The organism is Ornithinimicrobium cerasi (genome assembly GCF_003702705.1).
In the GTDB taxonomy this organism is placed as follows: Bacteria; Actinomycetota; Actinomycetes; order Actinomycetales; family Dermatophilaceae; genus Ornithinicoccus; species Ornithinicoccus cerasi.
In genome coordinates this window covers 109,815-133,394 of sequence record NZ_QZMN01000006.1, presented here as the reverse complement: position 1 = coordinate 133,394, position 23,580 = coordinate 109,815, and the positions used below count along the sequence as shown (strand labels likewise).

Here is a 23,580-nt window from a genome sequence, read left to right as displayed (position 1 = left end):
CTCATGCCCGCATCACTATGCCGTGCGGGACGGCCTCGTGGCTCCTATCGCCGCTCTTCGTCTGTGAGTGTGGACGTGCTGGAGAGCCGTGATACCCAGTGGATCACCAACCCGGGGGAGACGGTCGACGAGAAGTTCGCGACCGTGACCAAGTGGCAGGGTGGCAGTCTGGAACCGTCGCGATCCTCTCCCATCGGAGTAGAGCATCTCCATGGTTGCGGCACGCTTACAACCGCCAGGTCATCGATGGATCAAGGCATTGGCTGAGCCAATCCCGCCGGGTCGAACGAGATGGAGAGCCCGTGAGCAACACCCAGACCGACGAGTCGCGATACACGAGACTGCGCACCCTCAACTGGATCGCCGCAGCGGTGCACGCCGCCCAGGCGGTGGCCGTCGTCGTCCTGGCGACCGACTTCACCTTGCCGGTCACCGCGACCTACCTGTCCGGCCCGCCCGGCACGCCGGTCACCGAGGCCCGTCCCTGCTCGTCCAGCTCGCGGATCCGCGCCGCGAGCGCTTGCAGCCACGGGCGTCGGTCGTCGTCGTCGAGGGGGATGCCGGAAGACATCTTCTCGATGTTTGCCTGGGGGTGGAACTGGTCGCCCTCGACGAAGACCGCGCCCGCCAGCTCCTTGCCGATGATGGTCTTGCCGGTGCCGGAGACGCCCATGACGACGACGTGCTGCGGCGCGCCCACTAGAGGATCACCTCGTCCATGAGTATTGGTCGCGGCGGGGATGCCGAAGCGGCCGGGGGAGAGCACGAACACCGCGGCGATGACGGTGATGAGCAGCGCGTCGGGGGTCTGCCCGATCAGTTGCAGGCCGATGGCCCACACGGCGTCGTCGCTGATCCGGCCGTCGGTCTTGAGGGTGCCGACCACGGTGTTGAGCCCGATGAGGAGGAAGGGGAGCAGCAGCAGGAGCACGATCCCGCAGGCCGGTGCCTTCGTCCGGACGGCCGTACGTGAGCATGGACCCGCCGAAGCGTGGCGCCGCCGTGAGGATGATCGCCAGGAAGACGACCAGGCCTGCGTCGAAGAAAGATCGGGAAGCCGAAGTTGAGGGCGGAGAAGCCGAGCGCCAGCGGCGCCCGTTTCTCACCGGCGCGGCTGATCAGCCTGTCTGCCAGCACCTGGGCGCCCCCGGTGTCCTCGAGCAGTCGCCCGAGCAGCACGCTGAAGGCGACCAGCAGCGCCGCCGACCGTCGCCGACGCGGAATTCGGACACGGCAGACGGGGCAAGGGTCACTACTTAGATCCTTTCGGGGGAGTACCTGGCCGTCGCAGGCGGTACACACCGAACATCTCGCGGCTGACCCTCTACCTCAGATGCAAGAGCCACACCTCTCCCTGACCCCACGACTCCATGGAGCTCCTACGAGCACGTCGATGGTCCGATAAGGAGCGCACGGCCGCCGGACGGGCCGCCTCGCTCATGCCCCGAGGACAAAAGCCCGTTCTCTGTGGGTTACGGTTTGAGCAGGGGCGTCGAGCAGGGAGTTGGCGGTGATGGGACAAGGGCGGCGCCTGCCGGTTGCGATCGCGCACGACTACCTGACACAGCGGGGCGGTGCTGAGCGGGTCGTGCTGGCGCTTGGTCGGGAATTCCCGGACGCACCCATCTACACGACCCTCTACGACCCGAATGGCACCTATCCCGAGTTCCGCGACCGCACCGTGGTGACGGGACCGCTCAACCGGATCGGCCTCCTGCGCGCGGACCACCGGCGCGCCCTTCCGCTCCTCGCCCCGGTGGTCAGCAGGACTACCGTCGGCGCGGACGTCGTGATCGCCTCGAGCAGCGGGTGGGCGCATGGCTTCCGCACCGACGGACAGATGTTGGTCTACTGCCACAACCCGGCCCGTTGGCTCTACCAGCGGCAGGAGTACCTCGGGATGAACCCCAACCGTGTTGTCGAGGCGGGTGTGAGGGGGCTGGCGCCGCTGCTGACCCGATGGGACCGGCGTGCCGCGGCCCGCGCCAGCCGCTACCTCGCGAACTCAAGCGTGGTCCGCGACCGCGTGAGAGCGGCATACGGGATCGAGGCGGAGGTGCTGCCGCCGCCGCCAGGGCTGCAGACCGAAGGCGAGCAGGTGGCCCATGCGGAGCTGGGTGACCTGGCGGGTCGCCCCTACTGGCTCGTCGTGTCGCGGCTGCTGCCCTACAAGAACGTGCGCGAGGCGATCGAGGCGTTCCGCGGGCGTCCCGAACACCTGGTCGTGGTGGGCGCAGGTCCGGAGAAGGAGTCGCTGCAGCGGGCGCTGCCGCCCAACGTGCGGCTCGTCTCCGACCTCACGGACGCCCAGCTGCGATGGGCCTACGCGCATGCCAGCGGGCTCGTCGCGCCCAGCCGCGAGGACTTCGGGCTCACACCGCTCGAGGCCAACGCGTGGGGGCTCCCGGTCGTCGCGCTGCGCGCCGGTGGCTATCTCGACACCGTCGTGGAGGGGGTGAACGGCGTGTTCTTCGAGCAGAGCACGCCTTCGCTCATCAGCGGCGCGGTCGACGAGGCCACGCACCGTGACTGGCCCTCGGACGTGCTCTCCCAGCACGTCGCACGGTTCGGTGAGGCGGCTTTCCGCCGTCGGATCCGGGAGATCGTGACCGAGCTCCAGCGGGGCGGCTGAGCCCCCCGGCGGGCCCTGCCCGACCCGCCGGGGCGTCCACCCCGCGTCGCGTCGGAGACCGGCCGCGTCCACCGCCCGGGTGAGCCCAACCTCGTAGGTGAACACGACGTCTCGCTTCGACCCCACCGGCCTCACGCTCCCCAGGAATTCCCGCAGCGGCGGGCGCGCGATAGCACGGCACCACGGAAGGCCAGCAGGTAGCTCTGCAGGTGCTCGACCGGTCGATGGTTCGCCGTCGCGGCCTACACGGGGCGTCGCCGCCTCCTATGGACGTCGGCGGAACCGCGTAAGCATCCCGCGCTCCCACTCCTGCACCCTGTCCGTGAGCGTCGGTGCACCCGCCTGCTGCGGCCGTTCGTGCGTGCCGCGCAGCGTCCAGGCGGCCGCCTCCGCGGCCTTGGTGAGCTCGCCCGGGTGCGCCGCCCAGAGCCTCGCGAGGCGACCGAGGTGCTTAACCCGGGCGCGGCGCAGACGGACTCCGGTGACGCCCGCGTCATACCCGAGGTCGATCCGGAAGCGCTCCCCGACCACGCGCGGGTGCACCCGCACCCCGTTGGTGATGTTGGACAGGTTGGTGCCGTGCAGCACCTGCGCCCACATCGCCGGGGCACGGACCTCCCGCAGCGGCGCGACCCCGCGCGCCCGGGCGTGCTTCGCCGCATAGACGGTGAGCGGGGCCTCACCTTCCCGCCGCCGCTCGATGAGCGACAGGAAAGGGCTGGAGAGAACGTCCGCGCGGTAGACCGCTCCGCTGCGGTCGATCTGGACACCTCGCGGGAAGTTGACGAACATCCGCTCCTGCTCCGCGTACTGCGCCTGGACCGCGCCCATGAAATCCACGGCCATGGCGTCGTCACTGTCGATGCGGGTGCTGATCAGGTATGGCGCCACGCACCTCCGCGCGACCGGCTCGGCGAACGAGTTCCGCCGGAAGGGCGCGTGGCCCCAGAGCGGGGTGAACGCGCCGGCGGCCAGCTCCTCGACGTCGGCGCGGAAGTCGTGCGAGCACCGGTCGTCGAGGAGGACCAGCCACTCGAAAGGCTGTGCGCTTCGTTGGGAGAGCACCGAGGGCAGGCAGGCGTCGACGAAGAAGCCGAGGCGGTAGTAGAGCCAGTCCTCGTCCGGGGGCGGCGCGTCCGGATGCAGGACCGCGCTGAAGCGGGTGAGGAGGACGTGGTCGAAGGGCGCGCTCACCCCGCCATCCTGCCGCTCCCACGTGCTCGCCGGGCGGCCCAACATCCCGGGGGGCGTTACGATCGAACGTCCCATCTGCCCACCCCGGGGGTCCTCCAGCGTGACCGTGCGCGACCTTTTCATGGCCATCGCCCGCCGCTGGCGCGGCGTGCTGGCCATCCTGCTGCTCGTCGTCGCGGCCTCCGCCCTCGCGACGATGCGCACCCCCCAGGTGTTCGAGTCCCGAACGACCGTCTACTTCGCGGCCACCGACGAGGACGGCCAGAGCACCGGCAACCTCTACCAGATGCCCGCCGGCGAGAAGGCCACGCTGGCGCGCATCGCGCGCTCACCGCTCATGCTCGACCCGGTCCGCGAGACCCTCGGTCTGGACCCCTCGTTGCCGCTCGCCGTCGAGGCCCTGCCAGGGGGCGACGACACGGCCACTCTTCGACTTCGTCGTGCGCAGCGACTCGCCGGACCACGCCGCGGCTGTCGCCGAGGCGCTGCCGCGGCAGGTGGCGACCACCGCCCGCAGCTATGCACCGACCCTGGCGCAGAGCGGTGCCAGCGTGGCGGCGCAGGTGGTCGACCAGCCCACGCGGTCGTCGCAGCCCGTTAGCCCCAACCCCACCCGCAACCTGGCGATCGCCACCCTCGCAGGGCTGATGCTCGGGCTGGCCTACGCGCTCGGGATGCAGGCGCTCGACACCCGCCTGCGGTCGACCGCCGACATCGAGTCTGTGTCCGACCGGCCGGTGCTCAGCGCGATCCCGGTGCTCCCGACGGGTCCGGCCGCCGCCTCGCACTACGTCGAGACCGACCCTTTCGGGCCGCAGGCCGAGGCGATCCGCAAGCTGCGCACCAACCTGGTCTTCGTCGACGTCGCCTCTGACGCGGGGCACTCCTTCGTCGTGACCTCTTCGCTCTCCGCGGAGGGCAAGACGACCACGGTCGTCAACCTCGGTATGGCGATGGCCGAGTCGGGCAGGCGCGTGCTGGTCCTCGACGCGGACCTGCGCCACCCGAGCGTGGCGTCCGAGCTGGGTCTGGAAGGGGCGGTCGGGCTGACGAGCGTGCTCGCTAGCGACGCGCGGGCCGAGGACGTGATCCAGCGGTGGCGCGACACGGAGATGTACGTGCTCGCCGGTGGGGAGATCCCTCCCAACCCCAGCGAACTCTTGGGGTCGCGGGCGATGGAGCGGCTGTTTAAGCAGTTCCTGCGCGACTTCGACTTCGTGCTCGTGGACTCCCCGCCGATCCTTCCGGTGACGGATGCGCTCGTCATGAGCCGCCTGACCGGTGGGCTGCTCATGGTCGTGTCAGCGGCCTCGACGCGGCGGCGGCATTTGCAGGAGGCTCTGCGCACCCTCGAGACGGCGGATGCAGAGGTCAGTGGTTTCGTGCTCACCAAGACGCCGGCCGAGCGCGGCGGGTCCTACAACTACCAGTACTACGGCCGTGAGACCCCCGTCACGTCTGGGGAGACGCGCGGGTCCCGTAAGCAGTCCAGCGGCACACGGCGGTCGATCCGGCGGAAGCCCGCCCGCGCAGCCCGTCCCTGACAGTGTGCCGCAGGTCACCTAACGGTTCGGTTGGCCAGACCCCCCCATCACGTTCAACCTGAGCCTGAGCGGCACCGGAACTTTCTCGGTCGCTAACGGTGCCGGCACCCACGTGAATGGCGTTATCACGGTCAACAGTGCTCCTTCGTCGCCCGGACAGACGCTCGTTGTGGTCAACCGAAACGCGGGAGACTGTGGGCAGGACACCGTCGGAGGCACGCTGAACATCACTGCCGGGAACGTGGGCGCCTGCACCGTCTCCCTGCCCTCATCCCTTAACCTTCGTAGGTGCACCTGCCCCGCGTGACGGCTACGCACCCGACGGTTCTAGGAATGGCGCTGAGCGCTGTGTTGCTCATGGGTTGCTCCGGCACTTCCGGTAAGGCACTTCCTACCGGTCAGGCGGCGTCCACCTCCCGCATCGTCCAGGGCGCAGCCCCAGGGGAGGACAACACCGTTGTCACGGAAATTCCCGAGATGCCGGACGTCGTCACCGGGGCCGACCTCGCGTTCGTCCGCGGCATGCTCCTGCACCACGCGCAGGCACTGGAGATGACCGAGCTGGTCCCCGACCGGGCGACGCGGGAGGACATCACACTCTTCGCCGAGCGGATCGAGCTGTCCCAGGCCGAGGAGATCGGGGTCATGCAGGATTGGCTGCGCGGGCGGGGCGAGCCGGTCTTCGAGCTCGGTGGCATCCAGGCCCACGAGCACCCGGAGCAGATGAGCGGCATGCTCACCGGTGAGCAGATGGCCGAGCTGGCCGGGACGAGCGGCGCCGACTTCGACCTCCTCTTCCTGCAGTCCATGTACCGCCACCACGAGGGCGCCATCGCCATGGTGGACGAGCTCAGCGACGCCGGCGGCGCCCAGGACCCGTTCATCTTCGAGCTGGCCAAGGAGATCGACAACGACCAGCGGATCGAGATGGACCGCATGGTCGGGATGCTGGCCGACCTGGGCGCGACGCCCCCGGCCACCGACGGCTGACCGGAGCCACCCCGCACACACGGACGGGGCGCCCGGTCGCTCGGACCGGGCGCCCCGCTCGGGTGAGGCTCACGCCATACTCAGCCCAGGTCCTCCATGAGGGCCTGGATCGCCTCGTAGAGGTCGGCGTGGGCGGGGTTCTTGGTGTCGAGCTGGTTGCTCGCCGCCCTCAGCTGGGCGAGGGCGTTCTTCGGGTTGGTCTCCGCGACCGCCTCCGCCTTGTCGACCGCCTTCCTGACGTTGGCCAGCTTGTTGGCAGCCACGCCACCGTCGACCCGCTCGAGCTGGTCGGCATACGCCCGGACCAGCGGGAAGCTGGGCGGCCAGGTGTAGGAGCGCATCGCCATCGCGTTGTGCTCCTCGAGCTGAACCGTCTTGGCGGCGGCGAGCTCGTTGACCGTCAGCTGGTCAGTGGGGGTGACCTCCATGACGTCGAGACCGCGGGCGATCTCGGAGCCGAAGACGTTGCCGTTGTACCAGTAGCTGGACCAGAAGCCACCGAGCGCGAGGAGCGGCGTGGTGATCGACCCACGGTCCCAGTAGCCGATCTCGAACGGGTTGCCCGGGTCGGTCATGTCGAAGAGCGACATGCCGCCCTGGTACCACGCCTGGATCACGACGTCACGACCCGGGACGGGGAGGATGTTCGCCTGGTGGGCGACGCAGTTCTCCGCGTTCGTCTGGGCCGCCGGGAGCTTGTAGTAGCTCTCGAAGACCATCTTGGGCGTCGGGCCGCTGCGGTCGATGCTGAAGAGCGCGTTCGCCCCCCACGAGGTGCGGTGGGCCGGGGCGCACCGAGCACCGGTGCCGCCGCCCCACTCGTCGGTGAACATCACGGTCGTGCCGTCGTTGTTGAAGTTCGCCGAGTGCCAGTAGGCGAAGTTCGGGTCGGCGACCGCGTCGATCCGCACGGGGTCGGCGGGGTCGGAGATGTCGATGAGGATGCCGTTGCCCTGGCAGGCGCCGGCGGCCAGACCGATCTCCGGGTATGCCGTGATGTCGTGACAGGTGTTCGTGACCGGGCTAGGTGCGTAATTGGCGGAGGCCGGTGCGCAGGAGTTGCCGGAGCCGAACGGGTTGGGCGTCGTCGCGCACGGGTGCTGGGGCTGCGTGGGGCCGTTCTGCAGGCCGTCGACGGCACCGGTGTCCGGGTCGGCGAAGAGGCGAGCCTCCTTGACGACGGAAGCAGCAGCCGGGTTGTCCACCGGGACCTTGATGACCTCGATCATCCACTGCGAGGGGTCGGGGTCGGCGATGCTCGTCCGCTGGCAGCGGCCGTCGACGAAGCCGTCAGGCGTGTTGACCTTCTCGCCGATGTGGCGCTGGGCGCCGGTGCCGCTGTTGTAGATGTAGACGTGGTCCGGGTCGTTGGGGTCCTCGACGAGGCGGTTGGTGTGCGAGCCACGGCACGTCTGGATCGTGGCTTTCTGCACCGGGTTGTCAAGGTCCGAGATGTCCCAGATCCGCACGCCGCGGAACCGGTCGGGGTTGGGGACGTTCGGCAGTCCCGCCCCCTCGGACCCGCAGTCGACGCGCGCGGTGTTGTCCTCGACCGACTGGAAGAGCAGGTTGCCGTAGACGTTGGTGTCGCCCTGTCCGCCGGGACAGAGCATGGTGGTACGAAGGGTCGGTTCGGCGGGGTCGGAGACGTCGAAGATCTGGAACCCTCGGTAGTTGCCCTGGATGACGTGGTCGCCGGTGAAGGAGATGTCGGAGTTGGCCCACGAGATGCCGGTGAAGCCGGGCATGGGGGCGTTCGGCGGGGCGAACGGGGTGTCGTAGATGCTGACGTGCCCGACCTGGTCGATGCCGGACGACGCGACCTCGGCGTCGAACAGCCCGCTGTCCAGGCCGTAACGGGGGTCGTCGGTGCTGGGGAGCTCGTCCACGGCAGTGGCGAGGGTAGGAGCCATGGAGGCGCCGAGCACGAGGGCTGCAACCGCGGCCAGGACTCCTGCTCTGCGACGGCGGGAGGGGGATCTGAGGTGCATCGTCGGACCTTTCGCGGGCGATCCTCCGCCCAGGGCCCGAGCGGGGTGATGGGATCGTCGGTGCCGCGCACCTGCGTCGTTGCAGGGGCCCTCTGCCATTGGTTCGCGGCCCCTCAAACGGTACCGGGGTAGTTGAGGCGTACGCAACAGATGGCCGGGTCAGCACCAGGTTCGGATCTGGTCAAGGTTCAGTAAAGTTGCTTGCGCTAACGAACTGCGTTGGGCCAGGGTGGGCGGGACCGACCCCCACCCCTCGGAGGAGAGCACATGTCCCGAAAGACCCTGACGGCCTCGCTGACCGGAGCCGCGCTGGTGACCATGGCGGCCGTCGCGCTGGTGCCCGGCGCCGCGCAGGCCATCCCGGAGAACAGCCACTGCGGCATCGAGACCGCCGGCAACCGCAGCTCGTTCGTCACCCACGCCCAGCTCACCAGCCAGCTGCAGCAGATCGAGCGCACCAGCGGCGGTCTGGTCGACGTCGAGGTCGTCGGTCAGAGCAACCAGGGCCGCGACATCTACAGCGCACGTGTGGGCGAGGGCGACACCGTCATCTACGTCCAGACCCAGATCCACGGCAACGAGAACCACGGCACCGAGGCCATGCTCAACATCCTCAAGGAGATGGGTGGCAGCTCGAAGGCCGCCCAGGACCTGCGGGAGAACGTGACGGTCGTCGCCATACCCCGCCTCAACGTCGACGGCGGGGAGAACGACACCCGCCAGAACGCGATGAGCTGGGCCGACGTCGTCGCTGACTTCCCGCAGCTGGCCGGCGTGCAGCCGGCGTGGAACTACCGCGCCTCCGTGCCGGGCTTCGACCTCAACCGCGACTTCAACCCCGACCTCGACTACGTCCCCCAGCCGGAGGACTTCCCGGGCAACAGCGCCGACACCGGCTGGTACATCACGCCGGAGGCGCAGACGTCCCGGGACGTCTACCGTGACCTGGAGGAGGAGTTCGGCACCGTCGACTACTTCGTCGACCTGCACAACCAGTGGCCCTGCTACAAGCAGGAGGGCACGAACAACATGTCCACCCTGTCGATCTCCGGTCGCTTCATCGCCGACCCCGACGAGTTCGGCCTCTGGCCGAAGTTCGACTACGACGCCTCGCGCCGTGCCAACGTCGCCGTCTACGACGCGCTGCAGGGCCAGGGCAACTCGGCCTTCGGTCACCTGACCCTCTACCCGCAGGACACCAACCTGCCGGGCACCGCCCTGGGCAGCTTCGCCCTGCGCGGCAGCGCGACGGTGCTGTTCGAGACCTCGAGCAACACCCAGTCCGACGGTCAGAAGCGCAACGGCTTCCTGACGAAGCAGGTCGAGGTGGGCCTCATGGGTCTGATCGAGGCCGTCGCCGACGGCAGCGTCGAGACGCTGGACCCGCAGGACTACGAGCAGATCCCGACCCGCGTCACCCTCCCGGCCGACTGACCGGACCTCGCGACGAGCGGGCGCCAGGCTGATCAGCGGATCGGCCTGGCGCTCCGTGCGTCGGTGGCTAGGGTCGGTAGATGGACCGACGGCCGACCCTCCTACTCACCGGCGCGGTCCTCGTCATCGCCGTCGGTATGGCGCTTCTCGCCGTGCTCGGTGAGGGCGGGCAGCGGGACGGGGCGGGTATGCCGTCGACGCCCTCCTCGAGCGGCGCCCGGGTGACCCTCGTCGGCGACTCGCAGGTGGAGCGCGGACCCTGGGCCGAGCTGCTCGGCATACCCGTCGACAACGAGGGGGTCGGCGGTCTTGAGATCCGCGACGTCACGGCACGGGTGGGCCAGGTGGTCCCGGAGGCGGCCACGACCGTCGTCGTGTGGGCGGGGACGAACGACGTCTTCCGCCGGGGCCCGGACGAGGTCGAGAGCGACATGGTCGCGCTGCTCGCCGCGGTCGACGAGCGGGCGCCGGGGGCGGACGTAGTGATGCTGACGGTGCCGCTCCTGCCCGGCGTGGAGGAGGACGTGCGGGAGGCCAACGCGGGTCTGCGCCGCGCGGCGGACCGGGCGGGCGCGCAGGTGCTCGACGTCACCGACGTGCTGGCGGCGCCGGGGAGGATCGACGGCGACGGGGTCCACCTGACCGCCGATGGTTACGGGGCGGTGGGGGCGCTGCTCAGGGAGGCGCTGGCGCGCGGCTGACCGGACGCCTGGCCCAGCCGGCCACCCGCCGACGCGCCGGGGACAGCAGAAGGCTCCCCGACCTGATGGTCGGGGAGCCTGCTGTGATGACCTTGGGGGTCAGCGAAGGGAAGGGATCAGATGCCCCGGACCTTCTCCGCCTGCGGGCCCTTGGGGCCCTGCGTGACGTCGAACTCGACCTTCTGCCCCTCCTGGAGCTCGCGGTAGCCGCCGCTGTCGATCGCCGAGTAGTGAACGAAGACGTCAGCGCCGCCGCCGTCCTGCTCGATGAAGCCGAAGCCCTTTTCGCTGTTGAACCACTTCACGGTGCCTGTTGCCACTGGTGTTGCCTCTTCTTGAATCGCGAGGCCTCCCGTGTGGAGACCTCAAGTTGCCGATGCTCACACCGAGCGCCACGCGCGAAGATACTCGCGCAGCGGTTCGGGGTGTCGGGCCGCGAGAATCGCGGACTGGAAAGGCAACTACGACAACGGTAGCAGCAGATGGCCCTTCACGTGGCACCGGCCTGTGGACGAGCGCCTCGGCTCGGGCCAGTCGTGGTCGCTCAGCAGTCTCGCACCACCTGCGTCTTGACCCACGCCGCCGACTGGTAGACGAACGCGCCGAGCCACCCGCGCAGCCCCCGCTCCCCGTCCTCGACCGTCCACAGCAGCACCTGCACGTCCGGGTCGGTGCAGCGCTCCATCAGCAGGCGGGTCCGCGCCGCGTGCGGGGTGCTCGTCAGGACCGCGACGCGGTCCCACCCCCGGTATGCCGCCTCCTCACCCAGCACCTGCGCCTCACCCCGCGTGGTGTACGGCTCGGGCAGGACGCACTCGACGGCATACCGGTCCGTGACCAGACCGCAGTGGTCGGTGGCGTAGGTCTGCCCGCTGTCGGGGTTCACCGACGTCGTCGCCAGCAGCACCGGCGCGACGCCCCTGTCCATCAGCGCCAGCGTCTCCTCGATCCGCGTCTCGACGGGACCGATGACGTAGACCGCATCGACGGCACCGACCGGGTCGACCTCGGGGTGCACCAGCACGTCCACGCAGACCGCCACCCACCCGACCAGGCAAGCGATCGCCATACCCGCCAGCGTGGTGACCCACGCACCGGGCCTCACCCGCCACCGCCCGGAGCCAGGCGCCACACCGTCGTCCCGTCCCGCTCGGCGACGGCGACGAAGTCGCCGGGGAAGGCCAGCCCGCAGCCGTCGAGGGCCGACACCAGCCGGTCCCGCTCGACGGACACCCGCGCGGCCGGCTCGGCGGGCTCGACGACGAGGAGGTCCCGGGGTGGTGCGTCCTCGCAGGCTCGCCCGACCGAGGCCTCCCAGCTCCCGCCGCGCCACGGGCTGGCCCAGCCGCTGGCGTCGAGGGCGAGGAGGTGGCCGGGCGAGTTCAGGGCGACGGCAGGGAGGTCGGCGGCGCCCTGCTCCTGCGCCACGGACCGCAGCCAGTCGGCCGTGGCGGCCTGGTCGGCGCTCAGGCGCAGGCCGGCCAGCGCGGGCACCGTGGTGGGGGTGGTCTGGGCGAGGTAGGGCGTCGAGCGGTACGGGTGCACCGTGAGGTCGTAGGCCACCGCCGTCGCCGTGACCGCGACGAGCAGGCCCCCGAGGAGCAGGGGCGCGGTGCGCACCGGGGCGGGTGCGGTGCGGGCCAGCAGGCACAGGGCGACGCCGGCCAGCACCGCCCACGCCGTCGCGGAGAAGACGGTGTGGGCCCAGATCGCGTTGTTGGTGCCGACCGACGCGAGGAGCGGGGTGACGAGGGCGCCGAGGAGGACGAGGAGCAGCCGGGGCCGAGGCGCGGACGGGGGCAGGGTCGCCGGCCCCGCCAGCACGGCGGCCGCGCCGCAGAGGCCGAGGGCGGCGGTGACCACGCCCAGACCGTCCCAGTCGCCGGCCACCGCCCACGGCCACGTCAGCCGGGCCGCCACGAACCCGGCGACGACGAGCCCCACTACTGCAGCAGCCACCCGGGGCCGGGGTGTCCGCACGCACAGGAGCGCGAGCACGAGGAGCAGCAGCGCAGGTATGGCGAGGGCGCGCCCGGTCAGCACCGTCGAGTCGAGGTAGGTCTCCAGGACGGTCGAGATGGAGTGGTCGCTCGCCTCCTGCGCCGAGCCGTCCCCGAGCAGCCCCATCGCGTTGCGCGCGACGGTCACCGCCGGGACCCCCGCGACCAGGAGGGCCCAGACGCTCGAGACGGCGCCCGCCAGCACGGCGACGAGACGCCGCCACCGGGGGGTGCCCGGCACCGTGACGACGAGGAGCAGCGCCACCACGGGCATCCACGCCAGGCCGGCGGTGAACTTGGCTACGACGAGCAGCGGGAGGAGCAGACCCGCCGCGGCCCAGGGCAGCACCCTGGCGAGAGATCCGTCGTCCCGCCTCCGCGGAACGAGACCGACGGCGAGCAGGGCGCACAGCACCGCGCTCGTCCAGGCCGACAGCTCGTTGTAACCGAGGTAGCGGGGCGGGTAGCCGAACGCCAGCAACGTCCCGGTCTGCGCGACCAGGAGGACGAACCAGCGCTCGCGCCGCACGAGGTCGACGCCCGAGGCGCACAGCACCCGCGCGGCCGCCCAGGTGAGGATGCCGCTCACCGCCAGGTAGCCGGCCACCCGCAGCAGCCGCATGGGCAGGACCCGCTCACCGAGGGCGACCCAGACGGGGTGCAGCAGGTGCTGGAACCCCCAGGCCTCACCGACCGCGACGCGGTCGCTGGCGATCATCACCCAGACGAACGACTCGTCGGTCCAGTCCAGGCCGTGGCGCTGCGTCGCCAGGACCACCGCGAGGCCGGCAACGGCGGCCAGGCCTGCGGGCACGAGGTGCGCCGGGTGCCAGGGCACGGTCCCCGGGCCCCGCCCGCCCTCACCCTGCGACATGCCGCCGATCGTCCCACGGGCACCGGCGGCCGACCCCGCGCCATCGCTCCGAGGTGCCGGCACGCCATACCCGCCCTAGCGTGGCGGCATGCGAGCACTCACCTGGCAAGGCCTTCAGGACGTCGACGTCAAGGACGTCCCCGACCCCGTCATCCAGCAGCCGACCGACGCCGTCATCCGGATCACCAGCACCGCGATCTGCGGCTCCGACCTGCACCTCTACAACGTGCTGGGCGCCTACCTCCAGCCCGGCGACATCCTCGGCCACGAGTTCATGGGGGTCGTCGAGCAGGTCGGCGGCGCCGTGCAGAACCTGCAGGTCGGCGACCGCGTCGTCGTCCCCTTCAACATCTCCTGCGGACACTGCTGGATGTGCAGCCGCGGCCTCTTCGCCCAGTGCGAGACCACCCAGAACCGCGACCAGGGCAAGGGCGCCAGCCTCTTCGGCTACACGAGCCTCTACGGCGCGGTCCCCGGCGGACAGGCCGAGATGGTGCGCGTCCCGCACGCCGACTTCGGCCCGGTCAAGGTCGACCCGTCGCTGCCCGACGAGCGGGTCCTCTACCTCTCCGACATCCTCCCCACGGCCTGGCAGGGGCTCGAGTATGCCGACGTGCCAAAGGGCGGGTCCCTCGCCATCCTCGGGCTCGGGCCGGTCGGTCTGATGGCCGTGCGCGCGGCCAAGCACCGCGGCATCGAGAAGGTCATCGGCGTCGACCTCGTGCCCGAGCGGCTCGAGGAGGCCCGCCGGCACGGTGCCGACGTCGTCGACATCTCCTCGGTGAAGAAGCCCGGTGACGTGCTGCGCGAGATGACCGACGGCCGCGGCCCCGACTCGGTCCTCGAGGCCGTCGGCATGGAGGCCCACGGCAGCCCCGTCCTCGGCGCCGCGGTCGCCGCCGCCAAGCGGCTGCCCAAGCCGCTGGCGCGCAAGGCCATCGAGACCGCCGGGGTGGACCGGCTCGCCGCCCTGCAGCTGGCCATCGACGCCGTCCGCCGCGGGGGCACCGTCTCGATCAGCGGCGTCTACGGCGGCATGGCCGACCCGCTGCCGATGATGGACCTCTTCGACAAGGGCATCCAGCTGCGGATGGGCCAGTGCCACGTGCGGCGCTGGACCGACGAGCTCTACGACATCGTCCGCGGCGAGGAGGACGTGCTCGACCTCGAGAGCCTGGCCACCCACCGCGTCCCGCTGGAGGACGCCCCGGAGATGTACCAGACCTTCTCCGAGAAGTCGGACGGCTGCATCAAGGTGGTGCTCAAGCCCTGATCGCGGCAGGATGACGGGGTGATCGGCTCCTCCTGGGCGCAGGCCCACGTCGACGACGACCTCGCCGGGCTGCTCCACGACGCGCACGCCGCCGCCGGTGACCCGGCGGCGGCGCTCGCGCTCGCCGACCGGGCGACGGACCTCCTGCCTCTCCCCGGCCACGGGCGGACCCTGGAGCTGTGGCGCGGACTGGCCGAGCTCGCCGCGGTGGACCTCACCGTCGCCCGCGCGCTCGAGCCGCACCTCGACGCGCAGGCGATTTTCGCGCAGGCGACCGCGGAGGGGTATGCCGTGCCCGACACCTCCGGCGTCTGGGGCGTCTTCGCGGCCGAGGGTGCGGACCCGCGGCTCGAGCTGCGGGACGGCCGGCTGACCGGGCGCAAGCCGTGGTGCTCCCTCGCCTCGCTGCTGGACCGGGCCCTGGTCACGGCCTGGGTCTCGCCGCACGAGCGTGGGCTGGTCGCGATCGACCTGCACCAAGGCGGGGTCAGAGCGGTCGACGAGCCGTGGGTCGCGCGGGGGCTCCGGTCCGCACGCTCGACCGCTCTCGACCTGCACGACGTCCCCGGCGAGCTCGTCGGCCCGCCGAACTGGTACCTCACCCGCGGCGGCTTCGCCTGGGGCGGGCTGGGGGTGGCCGCGGTGTGGTTCGGCGGTGCCGCGGGGCTGGCGCGCCGGCTCTGGGCGGCGGCGCAGGAGCGGGACCCCGACCAGGTCGGGCTGGCCCTGCTGGGCGCGGTCGACGCGGCCCTGACCGGCGCGGGCGCCACCCTGGCCGAGGCGGCGGCGGCCGTCGACGAGGGGCTGGTGCGGGGTGAGCACGCCTGGCCGCGCTGCATCCGGACCCGGCACGTGGTGCACGAGGCGTGCGAGACGGTGCTCAGCGCCGCCGCGCACGGGCTCGGCCCCGGACCGCTCGTGGGCGAGGAGGAGCATGCGGCCCGGGTCGCGGACCTGCAGCTCTACCTGCGCCAGCACAAGGCGGAGCGGGACGCCGCCGTCGTCGGCCGGGCCGTCGCGGACGGGATGCCCACCGCGTGGTGAGCGGTGTGATCGCATGGTGAGCGGTGTGATCGACGATCCGCGATATCCGGGCCGGACCCCCACCTCCGGCTCGCCCTCTGAGGCCGCGGCCGACCCTCCGGACCCGACCGCCCGGGAGACGCCGGACCCGAGCACCCGGGAGAAGACAGTGGGGGGCCCCGCCGAAAATCGCGGATCGTCGATATCCGTCCCCCTCGACGACGGGCAGCTGGAGGCGGCGCTGCGCGAGCAGGTGCTGCGCCTCGCGAACGAGCGCGGGCCGACGAAGACGCTGTGGGCGGACCGCCACGGGTCCGGTGCGCGTGCGGCTCTGCCGCTGACGGCTTAGCATCCGGTCAGGGCCTCGGTACCGCGCACCGGAGCCCACGTCAGGGTGCGCGGGCGAGGAGGGTCGCCATGCATGTCGTCGTCATCGGTCACACGCGCCACCCCGTCCGGCAGCCCTTCGCCGGCGGCCTGGAGTCGGTGACCTGGCACCTGACCCGGGGTCTCGTCGAGCGCGGCCACCGGGTCAGTCTGTTCGCCGCGCGCGGCAGCGAGGTCCTCCCCGGGGTCGAGCACCTGTGGCCCGCCGAGCTGCCGCTGTCGGACGCCGCCCGCGCCGACGTCTCGATGCCGGACCTGGGCTACCTGAGGCGGCACCACGCATACCTGGCCCTCATGCTCTCCCTCGCCGAGCGCGACGACGTCGACCTCGTCCACACGCACGCGCTGCACCACCTCCCGACCGCGATGGCGCCCACGCTGCGCGTGCCGACGCTGCTCAGCCTGCACACCCCGCCCACCCCCTGGCTGGAGTCGGCGATCGCCATCGCCTGCTCCGCCCGGCGCGAGTCCCTGCTGTCCGCGACCGCGGTGAGCGACTACACCGCCCGCTCCTGGGCCCACGTCGTGGAGGCCTCCGTCGTGCACAACGGCGTCGACACGCAGGTGTGGCGCCCCGGCCCCGGGGGCGAGCACCTGGTCTGGTGGGGGCGGATCGTCCCCGAGAAGGCCCCGCACCTGGCCGTGCGGATCGCCCGGGCCGCAGGCATGCCGCTCGTGCTCGCCGGCCCGGTCGCGGACGAGGCCTACGCCGAGCGGGTGCTGTGGCCCCTGTGCGGGGACGACGTCCGCTACGTCGGTCACCTCGACAGCGTCGAGCTCGCCGGGGTCGTCGGGTCGAGCGCGGCGGCGCTGGTGACCCCGGCGTGGGACGAGCCGTACGGCCTGGTCGCCGCCGAGGCGCTCGCCTGCGGGACTCCGGTGCTGGCCTTCGCCCGGGGCGGTCTGCCGGAGGTCGTCGCGGAGCACGTCGGTCGACTGGTGCCGACCGACGGCACCGAGGACGAGGTGGTCGTGCGGGCGGCGGCGCTGCTGCCGGAGGTCGTGGCCCTGCCCCGGGACGCGTGCCGCGAGCACGCCGTGACGGAGCACTCGATGGACAAGATGGTGGACGCCTACGAGCGGGTGTACGCCGACGTGCTCGCCCGGCACGCCGCGTCCGACCCGCTGCGGCTCGCCGCCCGGGGTGTGCCGTCGCTGCGTCGGACCGTCCGCCGGCTGCCCGGTCTGCCCGGTGACCCGGTGGGCGACCTCGGGACGGCCGGTCGGTGATCGGCTACTACCTGCACCACCAGGGACAGGGGCACCGCCGTCGCGGCACGGCCGTGGCGCGCGCGCTGCGCTCGGACGTCGTGGGACTGGGGTCGGGCGGCGCGCCGGAGGGCTGGCCGGGGGCGTGGGTCGAGCTCGCGCGGGACGACGAGCCCGCCGTGGACCCGAGCTCACAGGACGTGACCGCGGGCGGGGTGCTGCACTGGGTGCCCGCGCACCACGACGGCCTGCTCCGGAGGCACCGGCAGCTGGTCGACTGGGTCGCCGACGCCCGGCCGTCGCTCGTCGTCGTGGACGTGTCGGTCGAGGTGGCGCTCCTGGTCCGCCTCTGCGGGGTGCCCGTCGTCGTGGGGGCGATGCCGGGGGACCGCACCGACCGCGCGCACCGGCTCGCGTACGACCTCGCCGACGCCCTCCTCGCCCCCTGGCCTCCCGGCGCCCACCCCGACTCCGGCTGGCCGGACGCCTGGGTGGCCAAGGTCTGGGAGGTCGGCGGCATCAGCGCGCTGGCCCCGCAGCCTGCCCTCCACGACGCGTCGCTCGTCCCGCCGGCCGGGGGTCGGCGGGTGCTCGTGGTCTGGGGCAGCGGTGGCGACGACCTCGACGACGCGGCGCTGGAGTCCGCGGCCGCGGCGACGCCGGGCTGGACCTGGGTGGTCCGTGGCGGCGGCCGTCCGGCCAGCCCGGACCTGCTCGCCGACCTGGCCGGGGCGGACGTCGTCGTCTGCCACGCGGGCCAGGGCGCCGTCGCCGACGTCGCGCTCGCGGGCCGACCCGCCGTCGTCCTGGCGCAGCCGCGACCGCACGACGAGCAGCTGGCCACGGGGCGCGCGCTGGAGCGGATGTCGCTCGCCGCCACCGGGGTGGGCTGGCCCCCTGCCGATGCCTGGCCCGACCTGCTCGAGCGGGCCGTCGACCTGGGCGGTGCCGGCTGGTCCCGCTGGGGGGCCGACGGGGCGGCCCGGGCCGCCACGCTGCTCGACGACCTCGCGGGGGCTGCCGCATGACCGTCGCCGTCCTCACCCTGGCCCACGGCCGCCACGACCACCTCCGGGGGCAGGTCGCCGGGCTCGCCGCCGGCGAGCAGGTCCCGGACCTCCACGTGGTCGCCGCGATCGACGACCCGCAGATCGAGGCGGTCGTCCGCGGGGCGTGGGGTGACGTCACCCTTCCGGAGGTCGTCGTCGTCGACGTCCCCGCCTCCGCCGACGGGCTCCCGCTCGCCGCCGCCCGCAACGCGGCCGCGTCCGCCGCCGTGGCGCGGGGCGCGGACCGGCTCGTCTTCCTCGACGTCGACTGCATCCCCGGGCCCGGCACCGTGGCGACGTACGCGCGGGAGCTGGGCGCGCGGCGTACCCGCGAGTCCTCCTCCCCGGCCGTCCTCTGCGGCGACGTCGCCTACCTCCCGGCCCTGCCGCCCGGACAGGAGGGCTGGACCGCCCCCGGCGACCTGGCCCGGCTGGCCGAGGTCGCGCAGCACCGCCCCGACCGGGTGCGGCTGGAGCCGGGTGCGCGGCAGGCGGAGCCGGACCTGCGCCAGTTCTGGTCGCTCAGCTTCGCGCTCACCGCGGAGGACTACGCGACGACGGGGGGCTTCTGCGAGGACTACGTCGGCTACGGCGGCGAGGACACCGACTTCGCCCAGGTGGTGGGCGCGTGCGGCGGCAGCCTGACCTGGGTGGGCGGGGCGACGGCCTACCACCAGCACCACGAGAGCTCCTCCCCGCCCGTGCAGCACCTCGAGGCGGTGGTGCGCAACGCCGGGATCTTCGCGGACCGGTGGGGCTGGTGGCCGATGGAGGGCTGGCTGGAGGCGTTCCGCGAGCGCGGGCTCGCCGCGCCGGACGCCGCCGGACGCTGGCGGGTGACCGGATGAGCGCGGTGAGCCCGATGGGCTCGGGGAGCTCGAGGAGCATGGTCAGGGTACGGATGGTGCCCGCCGCCCACGCCTACGTCCACAGCCTGCTGCCCGTGCACCCGCCGACCGGTGCCGGCGTGGTCCACCTCCCCGACCCGCCGGTGCCCGGCGCGCCGCCCGGTCAGTGGTGGCCGCACCCCGTCCTCGAGCCGGGCTGGGTCCGCGCCCACGCCGACGAGCAGGACGTCGTGCACGTCCACTTCGGGATGGAGGGGCGGACGACCGAGCAGCTGGCGCGGTGGCTGGACACGCTCCAGGACGTGGGGCTGCCGCTCGTCCACACCGTCCACGACCTCGTCAACCCCCACCTCGTGGAGCAGACGCGGCACCGCGAGCAGCTCGCGCTGCTCGTCGAGCGGTCCGCCGGGCTGCTCACCCTCACCGAGGGCGCCGCGCGGGCGGTCGAGCGCGAGCACGGGCGCCGGCCGCTGGTCGTCCCCCACCCGCACGTCGTCCCCCTCGACCTGGTCGGCGCGCCCCGGCCGCCGCGGACCGGGCCGCTGCGGGTCGGGCTGCACCTCAAGAGCCTGCGCACCAACATCGCGCCGATGCGGGTGCTGCCCGCCCTCGTCGAGGCGGTGGGGCAGCTCGACGGCCAGGTCCACCTCGAGGTGCGCGCCCACCCCGACGTCCTCGAGCCGTTCGCGCAGCGGCACGACCCGGCGCTCGCGGGCCTGCTCGCCGAGCTGCGCGCCGCCCCGCCCGCCGGCGTCGACGTCGTCGTTGCGCCCCGGCTCTCCGACGAGCGGCTCTGGGCCTACCTGGCCGGGCTCGACGTCTCGGTGCTCGCCTATGCCTGGGGGACGCACTCCGGCTGGGTCGAGGCGTGCCGCGACGTCGGCACGTGGGCGCTGGCCCCGGCCGTCGGCTTCCTCGCCGAGCAGGGCGGCGTGCTCACCTGGGGGCCGCCCGAGGTGCCCGCGAGCGTCGCGCGGATCGTCGAGCTGCTCGGAGAGGCCGCCACCCCGCCGCCGAGGGTCACCCGCGCGGAGCGGGAGGCCGAGCGCGAGCTCGTGGCCGCCCGCCACGCCGAGGTGTATGCCGCGGTGCTGGCCGGGGAGCGGGTCGACGCCTCGACCGGGGGCGGGGAGGTCGCATGAGCGAGGACGGGAGGCGCCGGCACTACGGCGCGTTCTACGGGCTGGAGGAGCTGCCGTCCGGCGAGCGGCCGCGGCTGGCGGTGCTGGGCAACTGTCAGGCGGAGGCGCTGCGGGTCGCAGTGGCGACGGCGGAGGCCGTGGACAGTGTCCGGATGCCGCCGGTGCACGAGCTGACCGAGCCGGACCTGCCGCACCTCGAGCGCGTGCTGGCCTGGGCCGACGTCGTGGCGGGGCAGAGGGTGTCGGACGGATATCGCGGATTGTCGATCGGCACGGCGCAGGTCCGGGCCAGACTGCGGCCGGACGCGCGGTTCGTGCCGCTGCCCAACTACTTCTCGACCGTGCTCTACCCGGAGCAGGTGCTCGTGCGCCACGAGGACGAGGGCGTCCTCGACCCCCCGGTCGTGCCCTACCACGACGTGCGCCGGATCGGCCGTGCGGCGGGGTGGAGCGGTCCGGACGAGCTGCCCGCCGACGCGGTGCGTGACAACGCCGCCGCGTCGCTGGCCGAGCTGGAGCGTCGCGAGGAGGATCAGGGGTCGCTGCGGATCAGCGACGTCGTCGCCGACGTGGGAGCCGCGGCCGGGTGGACGGTCGACCACCCCGGCAACCCCGTGCTGCTGGCGCTCGCGCAGCGGGTCGTCGACGAGGCCGTGGGGCCCGGACGGGCGGTGCACGACCCGGGCCGGACGCTGCTCGGGTCGGTGCTCTCGCCGCTGCGACCAGAGGTGCTGGACGCCCTCGGGCTCGACGGCCCGCCGCGGCCGGGGTGGGTCGTCGACGGCAAGGAGGTGAGCGACGAGGAGGTCGGGGAGGCGCACCTCGCGTTCTACGCCGACCACCCGCGGGTCGTGGAGGTGGGGATCGAGAAGAAGGGGGAGGTGCTGCGGCGGCTCGGGTGGTCTCCGTGAGCGACGGGACGCCCGGCCCCGGGGCCGCGCCCGACCCGGGGGTGGCGGCTGGCCGGACCGACGGGACCGCCGCCGCCGGGTCCGCGGGCCCCCCGCTGCTGCACGTCGTCCCCGGCCCCGAGGTGCACGGTGTCGTCCGCCACGGCCTCCTCGTGCACGACGCCCTGGCCGCCGACCTGCTGCGCTGCGACCGCCTCGACGCCCTCCCCGACGGGGCGCTGGTCGCTCGCTCGGTCGTCGTCCAGGTCACCGACCGCGTCCTCGCCGGGGACCCCGACGCCGCGCTGGTCGCCTGGCGCCGCGTGCTGCGGGGGGCGGTCCGCGTCTCGGTCGTGCTGCACGACCTGCCCCAGGCCTCGGACGGTCGCTGGCGCCGAGCGCGCTCCACCCTCTACGCCACGGTCGCCGCCGAGTCGGACGAGGTCGTCGTCGCCAGCCACCACGAGCGCCTCCTGCTGGCCGCCGCCCTCCGCTGGGCCCGGCCCGCGTCGGCGCGCCAGGTCCTGGCGCGCGTGCACGTCATACCCCTGCCGGTGGAGCGGTCCGCGCCCGCGGTGGAGCCGACGTCCCCGGGGACGAGCGTGGTGACCCTCGGCTACGTCTACCCGGGCAAGGGGCTGGAGGAGGTCGTCGACGCGGCCGCCGCCGCCGCGCGCGACCCGCGGCTGGCCGGCCGGGCGGTCGAGGTCCGCAACCTCGGTCGTGCCTCGGACGGCCACGACGACCTGGTCGAGGAGCTCACCGCCCGTGCGGCGGCCGCGGGGGTGAGCTGGTCGACGACCGGGTGGGTGGACGACGAGGACCTCCCGGCGCTGCTCGCCGGGGCGGGCGTGCCCGTCGCCGCCCACCAGCACCTCTCGGCGTCCGGGTCCATCTCGACCTGGCTGGCGGCGGGGCGGCGGCCGGTGGTGCTGCGCTCGCGCTACGCCCAGGAGCTCGCCGACCGGATGCCGGGCGCGCTCACCCTCATCTCCCCGGACCGGCTGGCGGAGGCGGTCGCCGACGCGCTGGCCGACCCGGCCTCGACCCGGCTCGACGCGTCGGTGCGGCTCGGCCCGTCCGCGGCGGAGGCGGGGAGGCTCCTCGGCGAGGTGGCGCGCGGGCCGGCGGTGTCGGTGGTCGTGCCGTACTACCGCGACCAGGAGCTGCTCGACCTCATCCTGCGCCGCCTGGACGCGCAGACCGGCGTCGTCGGTGGGCTCGAGGTGGTCGTCGCCGACGACGGCTCGCCGGAGCCCCCGGACGTGTCGGCGTGCGCGCTGCCCGTCCACGTCGTCCGCCAGGAGGATCTCGGCTTCCGCGCGGGCGCCGCCCGCAACCTCGGCGCGCGCCGGGCGCGGGGCCGGGTCCTCCTGTTCGTCGACGGCGACACGGTGCCCGAGGACGGGTATGCCGCCGCGCTCCAGCGCGTCTGCCTCGCCTCCCCGGTGCTCGCGGTGGGGCGGCGGCGGCACGCCGACCTGCGGGCGGTCGCGAGGGGCGGCGGCCGGCCCTGGCCCCCGGTGGAGCCGCTGGCGGAGCCGGGGTGGCTGGCGGACGGGTTCGCGGCCTCCGACGACCTCCGGGCGGCGGACGACGGGTCGTTCCGGTACGTGCTGTCGGCGGTGATGGCCGTGCCCCGGGTGGTGTGGGAGGTGGTCGGGGGCTTCGACGAGGGGCTGACCGGGTACGGCGGCGAGGACTGGGACCTCGCCTGGCGGACCTGGCTCGCCGGCGCCGACCTGCGGCACGTGCCCGGCGCGGTGGCCTGGCACGACGGGCCGGACCTGGCGGGGCGGCCGGAGGGTCAGGAGGCCGAGCGGCTGGCCCGGGTGAAGAATGGGGAGACGTCGCGGCTGGCGCCCCGGCTGCCGCACCCGCTGGTGCGCGGCCGCGGCTGGGTCCACGACCAGCCGGACGTCGTGGTGGTGCTGCGGGCGGGCGGGTGGACGCCGGGACAGCTCGAGGTGGTGACGGAGTCGGCCCTGCGGCGGGGGGACGTCGGGGTGTGGCTCGACGGGGTCGGTGAGGAGGAGGACGTCCCGGCCGGCCTCCTGCGCGGGGCGGGCGGTGGACGGGTGCATCTCGGCCTGCCGCCCCCGCCCGTGCTGGGCCGGGCCCGGGCGTGCGTCGAGGTCAGCCGCCCGGTCGCGGTGCTGCGGCTGCCGTGGGCGCCGTACCCGCACGACCTCACGGGCACGGTCCTCGGGCAGGAGTCAGCTCTGGTGGCCGACGAGGCGAGCGGGGTCCGCGTGGTCGCGACGCGGTCCCGCGGCCGTCGACTGCTGCACGGCGAGCCGCTCCCACCGGCGTGGCTGCCGGAGGGGTGGGTGGAGCCGGTGGACGGGCACGTGGTCGTCGAGCGCTGGCGGCAGGCCCACCCCTGATCGAGCGTCGCC

Annotated in this window: 22 protein-coding genes and 1 pseudogene; 16 read left to right on the top strand and 7 right to left on the bottom strand. The window is 73.2% G+C overall.

Going from position 1 to position 23,580, the window contains the following annotated elements; translation table 11 throughout:
* Window positions 1-98 precede the first annotated feature (98 nt).
* Window positions 99-419: pseudogene (locus tag D4B81_RS19300) on the top strand (hypothetical protein); the annotation flags it as partial.
* A gap of 20 nt (window positions 420-439) precedes the next feature.
* Here the strand turns inward: D4B81_RS19300 and D4B81_RS19245 are convergent.
* Window positions 440-931 carry a gluconokinase gene (locus tag D4B81_RS19245; protein ID WP_337189871.1) on the bottom strand — a complete coding sequence of 164 codons (492 nt, stop codon included), beginning with the start codon at window positions 929-931 and terminating at the stop codon, window positions 440-442.
* Window positions 817-1,179, bottom strand: coding sequence for a GntT/GntP/DsdX family permease (locus D4B81_RS08660; protein WP_237565907.1), 363 nt, complete (start codon window positions 1,177-1,179; stop codon window positions 817-819). The genes D4B81_RS19245 and D4B81_RS08660 overlap by 115 nt, the downstream gene beginning before the upstream one ends.
* A gap of 334 nt (window positions 1,180-1,513) precedes the next feature.
* Between D4B81_RS08660 and D4B81_RS08655 the strand changes: the two genes are divergently transcribed.
* Window positions 1,514-2,632: a glycosyltransferase gene (locus tag D4B81_RS08655; RefSeq protein WP_122262031.1), complete on the top strand. Its 1,119-nt coding sequence runs from the start codon at window positions 1,514-1,516 to the stop codon at window positions 2,630-2,632.
* 264 nt (window positions 2,633-2,896) lie between these two features.
* On the opposite strand, the gene D4B81_RS08650 is transcribed toward D4B81_RS08655, so the two are convergent.
* A complete protein-coding gene (locus D4B81_RS08650; protein WP_161965066.1) occupies window positions 2,897-3,826 on the bottom strand; it encodes a glycosyltransferase in 930 nt (309 codons plus the stop codon).
* 100 nt (window positions 3,827-3,926) lie between these two features.
* Between D4B81_RS08650 and D4B81_RS08645 the strand changes: the two genes are divergently transcribed.
* The 3 genes from D4B81_RS08645 to D4B81_RS08635 all read left to right on the top strand — a co-directional run bounded on the left by D4B81_RS08645 (window position 3,927) and on the right by D4B81_RS08635 (window position 6,360).
* Entirely contained in the window at window positions 3,927-4,427 is a 501-nt protein-coding gene (locus D4B81_RS08645; protein WP_161965065.1) for a Wzz/FepE/Etk N-terminal domain-containing protein, read from the top strand.
* Entirely contained in the window at window positions 4,378-5,370 is a 993-nt protein-coding gene (locus D4B81_RS08640; RefSeq protein ID WP_161965064.1) for a tyrosine-protein kinase domain-containing protein, read from the top strand. Before D4B81_RS08645 ends, D4B81_RS08640 begins: the two co-directional genes overlap by 50 nt.
* A 477-nt stretch (window positions 5,371-5,847) precedes the next feature.
* A complete protein-coding gene (locus D4B81_RS08635) occupies window positions 5,848-6,360 on the top strand; it encodes a DUF305 domain-containing protein (protein ID WP_161965063.1) in 513 nt (170 codons plus the stop codon).
* An 80-nt stretch (window positions 6,361-6,440) separates the two neighbouring features.
* On the opposite strand, the gene D4B81_RS08630 is transcribed toward D4B81_RS08635, so the two are convergent.
* Entirely contained in the window at window positions 6,441-8,249 is a 1,809-nt protein-coding gene (locus tag D4B81_RS08630) for an LVIVD repeat-containing protein (RefSeq protein ID WP_161965062.1), read from the bottom strand.
* 369 nt (window positions 8,250-8,618) lie between these two features.
* On the opposite strand from D4B81_RS08630, the gene D4B81_RS08625 reads away from it, so the two are divergent.
* Window positions 8,619-9,785, top strand: coding sequence for a M14 family zinc carboxypeptidase (locus D4B81_RS08625; protein WP_122262026.1), 1,167 nt, complete (start codon window positions 8,619-8,621; stop codon window positions 9,783-9,785).
* Window positions 9,786-9,865: 80 nt separating this feature from the next.
* Window positions 9,866-10,486: a GDSL-type esterase/lipase family protein gene (locus D4B81_RS08620; protein ID WP_122262025.1), complete on the top strand. Its 621-nt coding sequence runs from the start codon at window positions 9,866-9,868 to the stop codon at window positions 10,484-10,486.
* A 116-nt stretch (window positions 10,487-10,602) separates the two neighbouring features.
* Here D4B81_RS08620 and D4B81_RS08615 read toward each other — a convergent pair whose 3' ends face one another.
* The 3 genes from D4B81_RS08615 to D4B81_RS08605 form a co-directional block, all read right to left on the bottom strand.
* Window positions 10,603-10,806 carry a cold-shock protein gene (locus D4B81_RS08615; RefSeq protein WP_097189212.1) on the bottom strand — a complete coding sequence of 68 codons (204 nt, stop codon included), beginning with the start codon at window positions 10,804-10,806 and terminating at the stop codon, window positions 10,603-10,605.
* 224 nt (window positions 10,807-11,030) lie between these two features.
* Window positions 11,031-11,555 carry a hypothetical protein gene (locus tag D4B81_RS08610; RefSeq protein WP_161965061.1) on the bottom strand — a complete coding sequence of 175 codons (525 nt, stop codon included), beginning with the start codon at window positions 11,553-11,555 and terminating at the stop codon, window positions 11,031-11,033.
* Between the two features lie 32 nt (window positions 11,556-11,587).
* Window positions 11,588-13,360 carry a hypothetical protein gene (locus tag D4B81_RS08605; protein ID WP_122262023.1) on the bottom strand — a complete coding sequence of 591 codons (1,773 nt, stop codon included), beginning with the start codon at window positions 13,358-13,360 and terminating at the stop codon, window positions 11,588-11,590.
* Between the two features lie 88 nt (window positions 13,361-13,448).
* Here D4B81_RS08605 and D4B81_RS08600 point away from each other — a divergent pair, with 88 nt between their 5' ends.
* From D4B81_RS08600 to D4B81_RS08560, 9 genes are all read left to right on the top strand, one after another.
* Window positions 13,449-14,633, top strand: a complete 1,185-nt coding sequence (locus D4B81_RS08600; RefSeq protein WP_122262022.1) for a zinc-dependent alcohol dehydrogenase — start codon at window positions 13,449-13,451, stop codon at window positions 14,631-14,633.
* Between the two features lie 18 nt (window positions 14,634-14,651).
* A complete protein-coding gene (locus D4B81_RS08595; protein WP_122262021.1) occupies window positions 14,652-15,677 on the top strand; it encodes an acyl-CoA/acyl-ACP dehydrogenase in 1,026 nt (341 codons plus the stop codon).
* A 25-nt stretch (window positions 15,678-15,702) separates the two neighbouring features.
* Entirely contained in the window at window positions 15,703-16,005 is a 303-nt protein-coding gene (locus D4B81_RS08590; RefSeq protein WP_161965060.1) for a hypothetical protein, read from the top strand.
* A gap of 68 nt (window positions 16,006-16,073) precedes the next feature.
* On the top strand, window positions 16,074-17,273 hold the full coding sequence (locus tag D4B81_RS08585) for a glycosyltransferase (protein ID WP_122262019.1): 1,200 nt from the start codon (window positions 16,074-16,076) through the stop codon (window positions 17,271-17,273).
* Window positions 17,270-18,280, top strand: a complete 1,011-nt coding sequence (locus D4B81_RS08580; RefSeq protein WP_122262018.1) for a glycosyltransferase — start codon at window positions 17,270-17,272, stop codon at window positions 18,278-18,280. Before D4B81_RS08585 ends, D4B81_RS08580 begins: the two co-directional genes overlap by 4 nt.
* Entirely contained in the window at window positions 18,277-19,149 is an 873-nt protein-coding gene (locus tag D4B81_RS08575; RefSeq protein ID WP_122262017.1) for a glycosyltransferase family 2 protein, read from the top strand. Before D4B81_RS08580 ends, D4B81_RS08575 begins: the two co-directional genes overlap by 4 nt.
* Window positions 19,146-20,291 carry a glycosyltransferase family protein gene (locus D4B81_RS08570; protein WP_161965059.1) on the top strand — a complete coding sequence of 382 codons (1,146 nt, stop codon included), beginning with the start codon at window positions 19,146-19,148 and terminating at the stop codon, window positions 20,289-20,291. The genes D4B81_RS08575 and D4B81_RS08570 overlap by 4 nt, the downstream gene beginning before the upstream one ends.
* Window positions 20,288-21,202 carry a WcbI family polysaccharide biosynthesis putative acetyltransferase gene (locus D4B81_RS08565; protein WP_122262015.1) on the top strand — a complete coding sequence of 305 codons (915 nt, stop codon included), beginning with the start codon at window positions 20,288-20,290 and terminating at the stop codon, window positions 21,200-21,202. The genes D4B81_RS08570 and D4B81_RS08565 overlap by 4 nt, the downstream gene beginning before the upstream one ends.
* Window positions 21,199-23,568, top strand: a complete 2,370-nt coding sequence (locus D4B81_RS08560; protein ID WP_161965058.1) for a glycosyltransferase — start codon at window positions 21,199-21,201, stop codon at window positions 23,566-23,568. Before D4B81_RS08565 ends, D4B81_RS08560 begins: the two co-directional genes overlap by 4 nt.
* Window positions 23,569-23,580: the final 12 nt, after the last annotated feature.

Bases quoted from the DNA above. Each gene is read 5' to 3' on its own strand.
- D4B81_RS08655 (WP_122262031.1), top strand. From the start codon at position 1,514: ATGGGACAAGGGCGGCGCCTGCCGGTTGCGATCGCGCACGACTACCTG.
- D4B81_RS08635 (WP_161965063.1), top strand. From the start codon at position 5,848: ATGCCGGACGTCGTCACCGGGGCCGACCTCGCGTTCGTCCGCGGCATG.
- D4B81_RS08625 (WP_122262026.1), top strand. From the start codon at position 8,619: ATGTCCCGAAAGACCCTGACGGCCTCGCTGACCGGAGCCGCGCTGGTG.
- D4B81_RS08620 (WP_122262025.1), top strand. From the start codon at position 9,866: ATGGACCGACGGCCGACCCTCCTACTCACCGGCGCGGTCCTCGTCATC.
- D4B81_RS08610 (WP_161965061.1), bottom strand. From the start codon at position 11,555: ATGGCGATCGCTTGCCTGGTCGGGTGGGTGGCGGTCTGCGTGGACGTG.
- D4B81_RS08605 (WP_122262023.1), bottom strand. From the start codon at position 13,360: ATGTCGCAGGGTGAGGGCGGGCGGGGCCCGGGGACCGTGCCCTGGCAC.
- D4B81_RS08600 (WP_122262022.1), top strand. From the start codon at position 13,449: ATGCGAGCACTCACCTGGCAAGGCCTTCAGGACGTCGACGTCAAGGAC.
- D4B81_RS08585 (WP_122262019.1), top strand. From the start codon at position 16,074: ATGCATGTCGTCGTCATCGGTCACACGCGCCACCCCGTCCGGCAGCCC.
- D4B81_RS08575 (WP_122262017.1), top strand. From the start codon at position 18,277: ATGACCGTCGCCGTCCTCACCCTGGCCCACGGCCGCCACGACCACCTC.
- D4B81_RS08570 (WP_161965059.1), top strand. From the start codon at position 19,146: ATGAGCGCGGTGAGCCCGATGGGCTCGGGGAGCTCGAGGAGCATGGTC.
- D4B81_RS08565 (WP_122262015.1), top strand. From the start codon at position 20,288: ATGAGCGAGGACGGGAGGCGCCGGCACTACGGCGCGTTCTACGGGCTG.